The organism is Anaerovibrio sp. RM50, from assembly GCF_000622005.1.
Classification (GTDB): domain Bacteria; phylum Bacillota; class Negativicutes; order Selenomonadales; family Selenomonadaceae; genus Anaerovibrio.
The window spans coordinates 245533-260214 of record NZ_KK211383.1; the positions used below are offsets into that span (position 1 = coordinate 245533).

13 protein-coding genes are annotated in these 14682 nt (G+C 39.1%); all 13 read right to left on the reverse strand.

Annotation, left to right across the window (positions count from 1 at the left end):
- Nucleotides 1-64: 64 nt before the first annotated feature.
- The 13 genes from T525_RS0112470 to rfbH all read right to left on the reverse strand — a co-directional run bounded on the left by T525_RS0112470 (nt 65) and on the right by rfbH (nt 14669).
- The gene (locus tag T525_RS0112470; protein WP_027407451.1) at nt 65-1117 is read right to left on the reverse strand and encodes a hypothetical protein; all 1053 of its coding nucleotides are present in this window, start codon (nt 1115-1117) and stop codon (nt 65-67) included.
- Between the two features lie 259 nt (nt 1118-1376).
- Nucleotides 1377-2405, reverse strand: a complete 1029-nt coding sequence (locus T525_RS15770; RefSeq protein ID WP_051533591.1) for a TylF/MycF/NovP-related O-methyltransferase — start codon at nt 2403-2405, stop codon at nt 1377-1379.
- A gap of 52 nt (nt 2406-2457) precedes the next feature.
- Entirely contained in the window at nt 2458-3402 is a 945-nt protein-coding gene (locus tag T525_RS15220; protein ID WP_051533592.1) for an FkbM family methyltransferase, read from the reverse strand.
- On the reverse strand, nt 3395-4486 hold the full coding sequence (locus T525_RS15225) for an NAD(P)-dependent oxidoreductase (protein WP_037325659.1): 1092 nt from the start codon (nt 4484-4486) through the stop codon (nt 3395-3397). Before T525_RS15225 ends, T525_RS15220 begins: the two co-directional genes overlap by 8 nt.
- A gap of 17 nt (nt 4487-4503) precedes the next feature.
- On the reverse strand, nt 4504-5583 hold the full coding sequence (locus T525_RS0112490; RefSeq protein ID WP_051533593.1) for a radical SAM/SPASM domain-containing protein: 1080 nt from the start codon (nt 5581-5583) through the stop codon (nt 4504-4506).
- A gap of 21 nt (nt 5584-5604) precedes the next feature.
- The gene (locus tag T525_RS0112495) at nt 5605-7218 is read right to left on the reverse strand and encodes a hypothetical protein (protein ID WP_027407453.1); all 1614 of its coding nucleotides are present in this window, start codon (nt 7216-7218) and stop codon (nt 5605-5607) included.
- Nucleotides 7219-7236: 18 nt separating this feature from the next.
- Entirely contained in the window at nt 7237-8562 is a 1326-nt protein-coding gene (locus T525_RS0112500) for a sedoheptulokinase (RefSeq protein WP_027407454.1), read from the reverse strand.
- On the reverse strand, nt 8543-9607 hold the full coding sequence (locus T525_RS0112505) for a 3-dehydroquinate synthase family protein (protein WP_027407455.1): 1065 nt from the start codon (nt 9605-9607) through the stop codon (nt 8543-8545). Before T525_RS0112505 ends, T525_RS0112500 begins: the two co-directional genes overlap by 20 nt.
- A gap of 11 nt (nt 9608-9618) precedes the next feature.
- Entirely contained in the window at nt 9619-11430 is a 1812-nt protein-coding gene (locus T525_RS0112510) for a thiamine pyrophosphate-binding protein (RefSeq protein WP_027407456.1), read from the reverse strand.
- Complete coding sequence (locus T525_RS0112515; protein ID WP_027407457.1) at nt 11430-11879, reverse strand: VOC family protein; 450 nt, start codon at nt 11877-11879, stop codon at nt 11430-11432. Before T525_RS0112515 ends, T525_RS0112510 begins: the two co-directional genes overlap by 1 nt.
- A gap of 10 nt (nt 11880-11889) precedes the next feature.
- Nucleotides 11890-12627 (reverse strand): SDR family NAD(P)-dependent oxidoreductase, encoded by a 738-nt coding sequence (locus T525_RS0112520; protein ID WP_027407458.1) that lies wholly within the window; start codon nt 12625-12627, stop codon nt 11890-11892.
- Nucleotides 12628-12646: 19 nt separating this feature from the next.
- Nucleotides 12647-13285, reverse strand: a complete 639-nt coding sequence (locus tag T525_RS15230) for an HAD hydrolase-like protein (protein WP_051533594.1) — start codon at nt 13283-13285, stop codon at nt 12647-12649.
- A gap of 43 nt (nt 13286-13328) precedes the next feature.
- On the reverse strand, nt 13329-14669 hold the full coding sequence (gene rfbH / locus T525_RS0112530) for a lipopolysaccharide biosynthesis protein RfbH (protein ID WP_027407459.1): 1341 nt from the start codon (nt 14667-14669) through the stop codon (nt 13329-13331).
- Nucleotides 14670-14682 lie beyond the last annotated feature (13 nt).

The following is a 14682-nucleotide window of genomic DNA, read 5'->3' on the forward strand; positions in this document are numbered from 1 at the left end:
AAAGATCCTAAAGCTCCAAGGATTCCACACAAACATAAAAGGATAAACTATCGATACCAGCTTCCTAAAGGAGTTCCGTAGGAAATACCAGAAATAAATTTTGCGGTAAAATTAATTTTAAAATTTCTTTTTCTTTCCATTCATAATTTTCAATCATTTCCGACAGGTGTAAATCTTGCGGTACACTTCGAAGCAACATTCCAGAAACACCTCCTGTCAAATTATACGGAGTATCCTTTATTGCATTCCAAATATCAATTCCAGAACGTGCCGAAAAAGAATCCGCCACAACATCCACCCCAGGGTAGTCACTGCTATTAGAATAAGTTAAGTTAATATTGAACTCCTTGTGAATACATAAAGCAGCAGCTTCTCTCTCCAAGCAATCCGGGATGAATTTTCTTCCAGGACTCACCAGCTTTACAAAGCCTTTAGGCGTTACATCATCATTTAACCCCACAATTGAAATTCTGCTGTCAAATGTTAAAAGAGCTTTCTTTACTTCTTCATCTATATCATCAGCAGCAATTATAACAAGCTCCCACTTCTGCAGGGTTTGATTTAGCAGACTGCCTACAGTATCCACAGCAGCATCAACATCCAGACTCAACGGCATAATAAAAGCCTTCTTCCATCCTCCTGCGGATATAGTTGTTGCAGAATATTTCATTACATTAGTCAACCAACCCACAGCATTTTTAGACATATACTGCCCCTGACTTCTATATGGAAAATGAGCTAATATGAAATCAAAAGATCTCGGGGAGGGCACTATGTGTTCCGCTCCATTATCTGCTTTTACTATTAATCCGTGCTGTCCCTGAATCAATCGTACATCTTGATTTCTGACAAAGCTCCCCCTAACCATAATCTTGGTCATAGCATTTTCGGTTTTTGATCGATTGCACAATCTATTTAGTAAAAATACATCTCTATCATGCTCTGTATCGACCAATTCATGCTCCATCCAATTTAAAGATATGACATCCTCTGTAATCTCTCCGATAATAGAACGGCAATCAGCACCATCCCTTGGAATTAAAAATTCATCTATATCAAAAGGCAAAATCCAATCAGCATCCAATTCATTGGCAGCTACTTTAACAAGATTAGTCATTACCTCAGCTTGAATATACTCAATTGAAGAAAATTGGTCAACAATTAATGATGGATATTCTGATTGTAATTCACCAAGTATTTTACCTGTTCAGATACAGCCTAAAAAAAAGAAGCAAAGGATTGATCCCCTAAACCATAAAATCAATAAAAAAGCACGTATCCAAAGGATACCTTACGCAAAGTTGATTTTCCGCCACTTCCTTAAACTGGTTGCGCATATCCAATGTGGCATTTGACCACTACAGATCTCAGTTCATTCATTTCGTTATAACCAAAGTACCATTTACATCCAACAAAGGAACCTTTGGTAATATGCATTTCATAGCTTTCTCATACTTATCAACAGCAACCTCTACACCCAAACATCTGCTGGTGTAATCATGTACAAAAATATACCCACCATGGACAAGACGTGGATAAAAGTATTTTAATCCTTCAAAAATAGAATCCTCTAAATCAACATCAAGTGACACAAAAACGAATTCATCTTCCAAGCCCTCCAGCGATTGAGGAAATACTCCTTTTTTAATAACAATGTTGTCTGGTTTAACCATCTTTTTTAAGACATTATCGACAGAAGTATCTTGGAATAAAGTATACAAATCATCATTTATATTTCCAACGGCCATTTCTCTTTTTGCTTCATCTACATCAAAACCTTGAAACGTGTCAAATAAATAGCACTTTCTGTCAGAAAATGCGTAATGTATATATTGAGCAAATTCACCGCGAAAAACGCCTAATTCCGCAACTGAACCGCTTAAATTCCGTTTTTTTATTTCTTTTACTACTAGTTCAAGAGATTTTAATCTTACGAAGTCATATTCTGAAATAGTGCTAAACAATTTTTTCTGTACATTTGAAAATGCATCAACGCAGTCATCTTGATCATCCGCACTCCACGATGTAGGTGGTGGAGGGGTAATCAGTTTACATTGTGATTGCAAACGTTGTGCTGCTTTATGCCCAATGATTTTCTCAACAAACGTATAATCCTTGTTTTTATCCTTCAGTAAAAAATTATGATGTAGGTATATGAGCTTGCTTATATCTATTCCTTCTCTTATGCATTCCTTTTCTATTTCTTCTGTTTCACATGGCGTAACCAAAATAGCATCATAATCCTTTTCTTTCATCTCGTGAGGACGATATACTTTTTTGTCCCTATATGTTCCTTTATTTGAATAGGTATCTATGTACCCTGCAACATGTGCTTCATCGATAAAATCATCAATATATGTAGCTGTAAATCTTCCTATCCCCCAAACATATACTTTACATAACATATTAAACCCAGTCTCCTTTAATGTTCCTTATAAAAATTTACATTATTATGTACTAAAAAATAAAAAAGAAATTCGTTTCCACAGTATCCTCTGTCATTTCCGCAAACGGAATTAATTCCCCATCATGTAATGTATAACAGGAATATCCCAATGATTTCATGTACTCAATTATCTCATTAGGATGATAAGCAAACCTTGCCGCATGTTTACGCAACATTTCACAATAAACGACAGGGTGGTATTTTTTAAGCACATCTGCCCCCCCCGATAGGACATTCTTTTCATTACCCTCCACATCTATTTTGATGAAGTTTACTCTGCCAATATTGTTTTCTTCTACATACTCATCCAAGGTTGTGACCTTACATTCAACCTTATCCATTTTCTTAACCCCGGTGTAATGACCGTCCACGCTTTCCTGCATATAGAAATCATCCATATTAGGCTGCATGGAAGCAGCCTCATTCTCTCCTGGTAAGAAAAAATCAAATGTTCCAACCTTATCTGACATCCCTAAATTCACAGGACATATTTTCTCTGGCAGTCCGTTTAATTCGAGATTATGCTTCATTTTGGCAAAGGTGTCCGGCAATGGTTCGAAGGCGTATATTTTACCTACTTCTGGCTGAGCCTTCAGTAAGGAAATACTAACCAAACCAACGTTAGCCCCAATATCCAACACCACATCACCAGGCTTGATTAATGAACTTATATAGTCAAAATCCTCCTGCTCAGGGTTTCCACCAAGGGCTAAAATCCCCTCTGCACGGCAAAAAGTTTGGGAAAAATCAAAAGCAAGCTTTATCCCGTCCCTGGTAAGTATAATATCATTTCTGTTAATTTCTACAGAACAATCATCACCGGAATCTTTTATGCTCTTTTGTAACTCTATAAGTGGCAAGAAATGCTCCCTTAGCATGCGCCAATATAGCTTCTTTTCAATTTTGCCTTCTTTATAGGCCTTGCGTAATTCAATAATAGTCATACTTTCACTCATTTCTTTCCTTCAGAAAGCTATATACCTTGCTAAATCCCTCTTTAACATCAAAATGGCATTTCCATCCCAGCTTCTTGAGTTTGGCTGAGCTAGGGCAATTTTCAATGTTATCCTTGTTTTCCACGTATTTACTGTCTGACCTCACGCCTTCATGTACTACCCGCAGATTAACATCCTGCCGAAGGTTTACCATTACCTCTGCCAGTTCATTCATGCTAATAAATTGGTCCGTATTGCACACATTGTAGGCATTTCCTGGTTCTCCCCGCAATAGTATCAGCAAATACGCTGCCACCCCATCGGCGATATAACAAAATGGCCGTTTTGCAGTGCCATCACTCCGCAGTACAATATCCTTTCCTTCACAAACATTTTTCATAAACGAAGAAAAAACTCTAGGATCATTTGATATATCCATCGTTGGCCCGTAAGTGTGCCCTATTCTGGCTATTGTCGTTGGAACACGATATTGCCTGAAATATGACGCACAAAGAGTTTCCCCCATGCGTTTACTTTCGCTATAACAGCTATGTGGCTCCAAAGGGTCAGTTGTTCCCATTTCCTGCTCAGAAAATTCACCTATTCCCTCCGGCATCCTACCATAAACATCACCAGAACTAAAATACAGAAATCTTTTCACCTTTTTGAGACGAGCCAATTCCAATAAATTATATGTACCAATAACATTTGGTGCCGCCACGTCCACAGGGTTGGTTCCATAATATTGGGGACTGGCAAGGCTGGCGGCATGGATAATATAATCTATATCCACATCTATACTAAGTGGCTCCAAAATATTATCCATACGTAGCTTAAAATAATCCCGCTCCAAATATTTCCCGAATCGTTCCTGACATTTATGCTGCTTGCGAGCCAATGCAATAATGTTAATATTGGCATCTTGAACTTCATTTAGCCAAATTAGGAAATAAACAACATAAGATGCCAACATACCAGTCGCACCTGATATTAATATGGTCTTTCCATACAATTCACGTAACGGAATATCACGCTGAAAAATGTCTTCCATATCAGTGGTGATATTTTTATCAGCCAAAACATCCTTAATCTCAATGTTTCCCATTTTGAAGCCCCCTAACATCATTCCTTAAATGAAAGCTTCTCAACCGGAAAACCATATAGTTCATCTTCTGGCTTATTCTGCAATGGCAAAGCACAATCATCACAAAGGGGATGGCCGGATCCACAAGTTTTTAGCTGCATAACACGAAAATCATATAATTTTTTCCCATGCCAAATATCATAAAGAGATTCCTCCATAATGTGACCAATATTTGTCATTCCGGGCCAATCCATGCAGCAAATAACCACTTTACCGTCTGCTTCAACTATGCAGTGTGTAAAAGGATAGCGACACACATTATTTCTTTTGCTTTTATTTTGTGTGTCTTCATACTTCTTTCTGGCTTTTTCTCCTTCATCCGTTCCACCATAAAGTTTATCAAGGGCTTTTTCCTCTGTTCCTGCCAAATCCCATGGAACATCCACAAGGGTCTCATCAGCTATATTTTCATACATTTTCTTGAATATATTATTTTCATCACCATGGGAATCCATTATTTTTGCACATATAAATGGCTTTTTAGCACCCTTTTCATCACGATATTTCCGTAAATACTCAATATTGTTTTTTACTGTTTCCGGGGTAACCGAAGTTTGTGTTATCCGTTTTTGATTTTCAGGTATTACAGAATAAATGGATGCCCTAAAATAATCTAATCCATATTCCACAAAGGTACGGGCTAAATCCGGCGTCAGCAATGAAGCATTTGTCGTAACTTCTGTGCATTCAGCGATATCCGCTTCTTGTGCAATTTTCAGCATATTGCCAATTTCAGAATGCAACAATGGCTCTCCACGAAAATAAAACTTTAATAACTTCAGTCGTTTCCCGGTTTTAGACTTCATTTCCTTTAAATCAGCAATAGTTTTTTCAAATACTTCCATGCTCATATTCATAAACGGTGTTGCACATTTTTTAAATTCTTCCGTACTCTGCCAACACATTAAACATTTGAAGTTACAAATATTGCTGGGTTCAATAGAGACACATAGTGGCATTTCAAGGGGAACTTTATCAAAGAGCTTTACCCTATTATTTATATATGCCTCAGAAAATGGTACTTCACCAACCACTTTTTTCTCGTTCTCGGTCACCATAAAGCCTCCACCTAATACCTGCTACACATCGAAAATACTTTCCGTTACGAATTCAATTTGCATTTTACTGCCCACTGAAAGTTTTACGTCCCTGAACATATCCTTAATTTCCTCATTTAGTTCATCCCATTTGTTATCCGGGTTAAGGGTTGGTAATGATGGATCTGCATAGCTTTCGTTGTACATGGTCTTAAATCCGTCAAAACCAGCCAATGCCACATCATTTACACCTAAACGTCCCAAAAATCTCAAAGCGCAAATTACTGCATTATCAAAATGCACCCAACCACGCTTTATAGCATGATTAAAGTTGACAATAAACTCTTTTTCCTTGGCCTTGGTATGTATATTGGAAAGAACAATCTTCTTTACCTGAGCAAAAGTCTCTGCATAGGCTTCTCTTGCATAGTCATACCTAATATGATTTACAAATAATACATAGTCATAATTGTACTTGGTATTAATTGCATTAACACCTATAACCACAGGCTGTTCCCTTGTAATGAAGTCTTTCACCTTATCTTCACAGTCATTTATGGATTTACCAGGTGCCAACAGCAGGATCTTTCTGCCCTTGAATTCTTTTTTAAGACCACTCATTACTGCTTCATCATCAATCTGGCGGTTTTGATTTTCCATATACCGCTGTTCCAGCAAATCATAGTCATAGTGACGACGTTCCTCAACACTAAGGGAAGAAATAACATTTCTCATATCACGGGCATTAGTGCGATGGTTTTTCCGCAAATAAGCGATATTATTTACATGGCACTGATACATACCAGCAATAAAATAAGGTGTAGAATATCCCCAGCTATATTGCTCCCTGATTCCATCAATATACATATCTATGGCATCAAGAATAGCGTTCATATCATAATTACCATGCTGCTTTTCGTTTAAATAATTAGCCACAAGCTCAGTAGTGGCGTTACCGGCACCACGGCCCATACCGGACAGGCTGGCATCAACCACCACACCACGACCGCTATTTTCCAAAAGCTCCACAAAGCGCATGGTTAAGGCGAAGGATAATTGCTTGTTGTTATGGGAATGGAATCCGAGCTGAATAGATTTGTCCAGCCGCTCATCCAGGAATTTTACAATATGCTCCAAATCAGTAAAATACATGGCACCAAAGGTATCCACTACTGATAAAGCAACAGGTTTAAAATTATTTGCACACTCAGCAAGTTCTTCCAATTCTTCATCAGAATAGCCAAGGGTGTTGGCAGCCTGCAAATACACCTGATAGCCCTTATCACGAATCTTTTGGCCCACTTCCATTCCTTCCTTGGCTTTACCACGGGGAAACACTACACGTACAGCATTAATAGACTTATGATCACATTCCGGCAGAGCAGTGGTATCATAACGATCCCAGTCAATCATGGCAACATACGTATAACGGTCGCTGTGGTCCAAAAGATACTGCTCCATATCACTTGGTACATGATAATAGGAACTGCCTTCCTCATGGGGAGCATCTTTAAGCCAACCACACTCGATTATGTCCACGTCAGCATCCTGCATTTTTTTGATGATACCTTTTAATGCTGGCACACCAAACTTTGAGCTATTAATATAAGCCCCATCCCGCAATGTACAATCCAATAACTTAATTTTTTTTGCCATGGTTATTCGCCCTCCCTGTTATTTATACTCTACTGCATATTTTGCCAACCCGTAAAGAGTCTCATCTTTTCCTACGCTAAACTCAATACCTGTATGGTAGTTTTTCAAAATCCTTTCTCGTATAAACGATATTTTTCTGGCTATCCCCCCAGAAAAAACAATCTTTGTGACGGTGCTCTCCTCCGGCATAATTCGTCTGGCAGCCATCATAAAGTTATCTGCCATCTGACGAAATAATGTCCCGAAGAGATTTCCAATATTGAAATCATATTCGCCTATATTATTAATACTTCCTCTGGTTCTATTGGTAATTGGATTTGCAAAAAAGCTTAAATCACATTCCATATCGGAAATATTACTTTGTTTAACATTATCCAAAATCCATTCCCATATTGTAACATCATCAACATCAGGGCAAAATCTGGTGGCTGTTTCCCTCACAAATCGGAAATATACATTCAATGCTCGTCCCGATGGCAGATGGGGAATCGTCTTTATATATTTTCCGGCGAAAAATGGACGAATCTGGTATTCACCAGAATAATCCAAACCATCAACCAGGCAACTCACCTGAGCCCCTGTCCCTAAATTAAAGGATATTTCATTTTTTTCCTTTAATCCGGCACCTAACAAGGCCGCCTGTTGATCTCCAACTGCTGGCAACGCATAAACATTGACGCCTTCAAAAACAAAGGTGATTCCTCCCGTACCTACCTCCGGAAATTGAATTTTGGTTCCAGCTGTCAAGGAAACCATTTTCTTATTCCAAGTACCTGTCTCCAAATCCATCAGCCCAGTGGCAGCAGCATTAGTCGGATGACAGTAACTTATTTTCCCGGATAAACCATATAAAATGTAATCTCCCAAAGTAAAGAACCGCAGAACACCTTTCTTTTTATCCCATGGCAAATTATGCTGCAAATATAAAAGATTTACATTAGGCAGACCAGCCCTTAACGGCATACCGCTTTTCATGATCTCATCACGATATTTTTCAGCAGACAACATCTGTAAACTGGTCATACCGTTTTTCCCGGCTAAGGGAACATTGCCAAACTCCATCTGCCAGGAAATATAATCCGTATACGGATTATCATCTTCATCTGTCAAAATAAATCCATGCATCTCGTTGGATATACACAAAACCACCTCATTATACCCCCGAGTCAGTTCACGAAACATAGATCTGACTGCATCCATAAGGTAATTGATTTGCGTTGGTACATGCCAATCATTTGTATTAACTTTTGGAGCCTGACGCTGTGTTTTTTTTACTAAATGTTCGTCCTCAAACAATGCACCTTTTAAGAAACTGGCACCACAATCAATGGTTATAATATTCATGAGTATCCTCCAGATACTGATGGAACATAGCACGCAGCTTTTCGTCAAGAGCCATTGGATATACCATCAAATGACTTGGCTTATCCAACATAGCGAAACTAAGAACATTGCCCTTTACTTTTTTATCCGTTTTTATTATGTCAAAAAGCTTATCCGGCTCTGCTATTTCTATTTCTGTTGTAATAAATGCCTTCTTTATCAGGGCCTTAACATCCAAATAATATTCCGCAGATATTAATCCTTCTTTAACAGCGATGTAATTCACAACATCTATGCCCCATATTACTGCAGTGCCATGAGGAATTCGATTATCAGTATAGGCTTCTAAAGCATGTCCGAATGTATGTCCATAATTCAATACCCGACGTAAATCCGATTCAAATTCATCAGCCTCAATAACCTTCTTTTTCTCAAAAAGTCCACGATGAATATACTCAGCAATTTTACTGCATGGAATATACTGATTTTCCCGCTTTAAGTCATTGTAAAACCTTTCATCACTGGTCAATGAGAACTTAAGCAGCTCACCCCAACCGTTAATATAATCACCTTTAGTCAGAGTATCCAAAAAACGCACATCAATAAAAATTTTCTTTGGTGGATAGAATACTCCAATCTGATTTTTTATATGCCGATAATTAATACCACATTTTCCTCCTATACAGGAGTCACACATGGAAAGTAACGTAGTTGGGAAAAAATACCAATCAACATTTCTCAAGAACAAATTGCTGGCTATAGTCGTCACATCCTGAGTAATACCACCGCCAAAACAAACAACCTTCCAATTTTTGCGGACACCCAGTTCTTGCAGAAAAGTAATGATTTTCATAACAGTGTTCATATTTTTTTCAGATTCCACAGCATCCATAAAAAATATTTGATTCTTGGGTAACTGCTTGAATCTGTCTTCATATAAATCATATACATTTTTATCAATAACATACGCTGTCGTATCGCTAAACTCCCCTAATTTATTGGAAAAGTCCTCCACGAACTCCACAGTATAGTCATATAAACTGGAATGAATATTGATAATATCCACTGCACTTCCCCCTATTCCTCACTTATTAATGGTATATACATATTCTCTTTCAGTTCCTCCCGCGGCAGGAACGGTGCCAAATCCTCCAATGGAGGCGATATCAGCCGCCCATCCGGCATTCTTTTGGTTGCCGACTTTGGTTCAAACTTCTGCTCAATAGATACAAAAACTTCACAAAGGACAATACCCTTCATATCTATAACCTGTTCAAGTTTTTCTTTAAGTTCTTCATTGGATTTTATGGCCACATACGACATTCCAAAGGCATTTGACAGCTTTTCAAAACTTGGAAAGCCCAAATCACCACTCTCCGGGCCGACGCCGATAAGCCCTTCATTGAACATATTATTCTGAGTCTGTCGTATCTGGTGATATCCTTGATTATTAATAACAAAAATCTTTATAGGTAAACCATTCGTTACAATAGTCTGTAATTCCTGCAAATTCATCATAATACTGCCATCACCGGCGATGCAGTATACAGCACCATTCCCCGTCCCCACAGATACACCGATTGCCGCCGGCAGATCATATCCCATAGAAGACACTGCACAATTTAATATAAAGCGGCTTTTTTCTTTAACAAACCATGTCTGGCTTCCTACCACACTTGCAGAACCATTGGCAACTACGGTAGTTGTACCTTCTGGCAATAGACGACTCAACAAATCCATAAATGCATAAACATTTACCTTATCTTTCTGCTTGTACTGGCCTTCGCTTACCACCGGATATTTCTTTTTCCATGTTCTGCACTGATTCTGCCACTCATCCGGAACCTCCATATCTGTTGTAATCAGCGCATTCAATTTTTCCAAAAACACCTTAGCGTCAGCACAAATCGGTAAATCAATACGTATTGTTGGCTTCTGTAGCTCTGCTTCATCTATATCCACCATCACAGTATAAGCTGCTCTGGCCCATGTTTTAACATTGTAGCCTACCTGCAAAATATTTAATCTGGTACCGATACACAGTAAAAAATCACTATTTTGCACAGCAAAATTTCCTGATCTGTCTCCCATAATACCACCCCGGCCGCAATAATCAGGATGATCTGTTGCAATAATATCCACACTATTCCAACAAGTAACTACAGGAATACGCAAAGTATTTATTAACTTGAATAGAGGCTCCATGGCCTTGGCAATACGAACACCGTTACCAACATAAAGAACAGGACGTTTCGCCGTTTTCAAGTGCTCAATAACAGATTGCATCACTTTATCCGAAGGCACAGTCTCCTTACAAGACAACTCAGATGGATTAAAGCCTTCCAATTCATCAGTTTCAATAATGGCGCCCTGAATGTCCAATGGAACATCCAACCAGCATGGCCCTGGACGGCCATTCCGGGCAATATACAACATTTTTTCAAGATAATAACGAATTTTCATCGCATCATCTATCATTTCTGCAAACTTCGTCATTCCTTTAACCGCAGAAACTATATCAAATTCCTGGCTCCCCAATGACCGCACGGGCAACTTGGTGTAGCGTGTTGTCATCTCCCGCTTCATCTGTCCTGAAAAAACCAACATTGGAATAGAATCCATATAGGCCCCAGCCACACCATTCATGGCATTAATACCACCAGGACCGCTGGTTACGCACAATGCAGCCATATTCTCATTAACCCTTGCATAAGCCTCAGCAGCCATGGCTGACGCCTGCTCATGGTGATTATAAATACACGTAAGGCGTGGATGGTGACCAAAGGAATTGTTCATATGCATGGCGCCGCCACCAACTACGGTAAATATATTTGTAATCTGATTATCAGCTAAAAAATCAGCTATATAATCTGATACCTTTACTCTCATTATGCCTGTCTCCTCTCAATCAATTCAAGCCAATTGCCCTCAGGATCTTGGCAAAAACAACATTTATTACCATTTGCCATTATATGAACAGATGTTTTTTGCTTACCACCCATTTTTTTTAGGCGGGATAGAGTTGCATCCATATCATCTATTCCAAAGCCCAAGTGCATAACGCCAGTTTTATATATTTCATAGTCTACAGAGTCTTTATATGGTGAATTTGGGTACTCCACCAATTCAACCATGTCACCTGATCCGGTCAGTTTACCATGCTCAGTAATAAGTTTTGTTATCCTTACGGATTCATGAACAGATAACAATTCATCTATTAATTCATCTTTTTGCTCAACATCATTGCATATCTCATGCATATTAAATACCTGTCGATAAAATTCTGTTTCTCGTTTTAAGCTATGAACATATATACCCACGTGACGTAACTGCACCATAATATTTCCCCTATTTCAATGAAGCACCGCCATCTACAGTAACAATACTTCCAGTAATATAATCTGCATCATCTGAACACAAAAAAACAGCCGCTTTGGCAACATCCCCTGCTTTTCCCAAACGCCCCATAGGAATCTGATCTTTTACCCATGAAAAATCCCTATTCAAATAAATAGGTGTATCTGTAGGCCCTGGGCAGATACAGTTCACTCTGACGTCATCAGCATAATTAAGTGCACATAGCTGTGAAAACTGTATAACTGCTGCTTTAGAAGCTGCATATAAATACTGGCTCCGCCCTGCAATATGCCGCTCCAAACCACCTATGGAGGACACATTAACAATATTCCCCCTTGCTTCCTTTAACAGCGGCATAAAAGCCTTGGTCATAAAAATAACTGAAGCCGTATTGGTTTTGAATATCAAATCAAATTCATCGTATGTAACGTCTTCTAACCTATGAGTATGCCAAATCCCGGCACAATTTACCAAAATGTCCAAGTGACTATAATTCCTTTTTACATAGGCTTCTAATTTACTGATTCCATCTTCTTTACTTATATCTGACTCAAAAAAAATTAATCTGCTCTCATAATCTTTATTAGAAAGCAAATCACCAACCTTGCTTTTATCCCTACCAACACAGATTACTTGAGCACCCTCGCTGAGAAAATGCTTCACTATACTTTTGCCAATACCTGAAGTACCACCAGTTACTATTGTTGTCTTATTATCCAGCTTTCCCATATTAATTCCCCACAATACATTAGTATATTTCCCTTGGGAAGTCAGCTAATTTCACCATAGGATATATTGCTGATTTCCAATCACCAAATCCATAGGTCACACCGATGAAATCAACACCACATTCCTCAGCAGCTATGGCATCACCAGAGGTATCACCTACCATTACCACTTTTTTCTTATCCGTCACTTCTGAGAAATCCATCGCCTTTTTTATTAGGTCAGCTTTTTTGAGCATGCCTTCCATATCTGCCCCGCATACCACTGGAATAAAACCTTCCAAATGAAAATGCTTCACCAGGTTTTGAGCGAACTGCTCCGGCTTGTTGGTTGCAATTGCCATCTTTATACCATCATCTTGTAGTTTTTGGCACAAGGAAACAATGCCATCATATAGATTGGCATTAAGAATTTCTCCCTTTTTATATTCCTGCCGAAAAGCTTTAACCATTTCCTCAGCTTCATTAGCATTTACATCAGAAAGGGACTCAAAGGATTTTTTCAGCGGTGGTCCAACAAAAGCCTTTAAGACATCATCCTCAGGAATATATTTATTGAACAAATTTAAAGTATAACGGATTGTTTTTAAAATCCCCGGAGAACTGTCTATCAAAGTACCATCCAAATCAAAAACGTATAATTCGTACTTTGCTTCTGCCATTTCATACCTCCCCCTCGTTATATTTGCGCCATCTACATAATGCTTATTGATTCACAGCTTCAACAATAACCTTAGCCATATAATCAATCATTTCGTCCGTCATGCCAGGATATACACCAACCCAAAAAGTGCTGTTCATAACAAAATCTGTCACTTCCAGACTTCCAGCTACCCTATAGGCGTCTGTGCCCCGTATCTGGTCAAAGGCCGGATGTTTAATGAGATTGCCGGAGAACAAGAGTCTTGTCTGAACCTTATGAGCTTCCAAATATTTTGTAATATTATTTCTGTCTAAGCTGCTTTCAGGGCGAACAGAAATCAGGAAGCCAAACCATGATGGGTCGCTATTTTCCGCAGGCTCTGGCAGAATCAACTTGTCCTCTACGCACTCCAAGGCTTTTCTGAGTCTCGACCAATTATGCTTTCGCCTTTCGATAAAACCAGGGAACTTCTTTAACTGCTCACAGCCAATAGCCGCCTGCATATCAGTAACTTTAAGGTTATAGCCGAAATGACTATAAGTATATTTATGGTCGTAGCCAAATGGCAGCTCTCCAAATTGCTTGTCAAAACGATGACCGCAGACTCCATCATGACCAGAAGGACAAATGCAGTCCCGCCCCCAATCGCGATAGGACAAAATGAGGCGATGCAGCAACGGATTATCTGTGTATACTGCACCACCTTCACCCATGGTCATGTGATGTGGCGGATAAAAGGAAGATGTGCCAATATCCCCCCAGGTACCAGTGAATTTCGTCACACCATCAATAGTATATTTAGTACCCAATGCATCACAATTATCCTCAACAAGCCAAAGATTATGCTTATCACAGAATTCCTTAACAGCTTTCAAATCAAAAGGATTGCCTAAAGTATGGGCAATCATCACAGCCTTGGTTTTATTGCTAAGAGTTGCCTCAAGTTTAGTCACATCAATGTTGTACTGGGGAACAGTCACATCCACAAATACCGGAATAGCACCATACTGAATAATTGGTGCAACGGTGGTTGGGAATCCGCAGGCAACAGTAATAACCTCATCCCCGCGTCTTATCTGTCTATCGCCTAATTCAGAGGCTGTAAGCACAGAAAAAGCAATGAGGTTGGCAGAAGAACCGGAATTTACCAAATGAACATACTTAGCCCCAATCCATTTTGCAAACTCCTTCTCGAACTCATCGGAAAATCTGCCAGTAGTGAGCCAAAAATCCAGCATGGCATCAGTAAGGGCCTGCATTTCCTTTTCGTCAAACACCCGGGAAGCGTAGCTGATTCTGTCCCCTTCCTTAAATGGTGTCTTATTCTCCTTAAAATCATGGTAGTATTTTGCCACCATGTCTTTTATTTGTTCTCTGGCTTCAGCCTCATTTTTCCAGCTCATTACTTTGCCTCCA

Excerpts from the sequence above, each read along its gene's own strand:
- T525_RS0112470 (WP_027407451.1), bottom strand. The coding sequence starts at position 1,117 with ATGACTAATCTTGTTAAAGTAGCTGCCAATGAATTGGATGCTGATTGG.
- T525_RS15230 (WP_051533594.1), bottom strand. The coding sequence starts at position 13,285 with ATGGCAGAAGCAAAGTACGAATTATACGTTTTTGATTTGGATGGTACT.
- T525_RS0112495 (WP_027407453.1), bottom strand. The coding sequence starts at position 7,218 with ATGGCAAAAAAAATTAAGTTATTGGATTGTACATTGCGGGATGGGGCT.
- T525_RS0112510 (WP_027407456.1), bottom strand. The coding sequence starts at position 11,430 with ATGAGAGTAAAGGTATCAGATTATATAGCTGATTTTTTAGCTGATAAT.
- T525_RS0112520 (WP_027407458.1), bottom strand. The coding sequence starts at position 12,627 with ATGGGAAAGCTGGATAATAAGACAACAATAGTAACTGGTGGTACTTCA.
- T525_RS0112500 (WP_027407454.1), bottom strand. The coding sequence starts at position 8,562 with ATGAATATTATAACCATTGATTGTGGTGCCAGTTTCTTAAAAGGTGCA.
- T525_RS15220 (WP_051533592.1), bottom strand. The coding sequence starts at position 3,402 with ATGAGTGAAAGTATGACTATTATTGAATTACGCAAGGCCTATAAAGAA.
- T525_RS0112490 (WP_051533593.1), bottom strand. The coding sequence starts at position 5,583 with ATGGTGACCGAGAACGAGAAAAAAGTGGTTGGTGAAGTACCATTTTCT.
- T525_RS15225 (WP_037325659.1), bottom strand. The coding sequence starts at position 4,486 with ATGGGAAACATTGAGATTAAGGATGTTTTGGCTGATAAAAATATCACC.
- rfbH (WP_027407459.1), bottom strand. The coding sequence starts at position 14,669 with ATGAGCTGGAAAAATGAGGCTGAAGCCAGAGAACAAATAAAAGACATG.
- T525_RS15770 (WP_051533591.1), bottom strand. The coding sequence starts at position 2,405 with ATGTTATGTAAAGTATATGTTTGGGGGATAGGAAGATTTACAGCTACA.
- T525_RS0112515 (WP_027407457.1), bottom strand. The coding sequence starts at position 11,879 with ATGGTGCAGTTACGTCACGTGGGTATATATGTTCATAGCTTAAAACGA.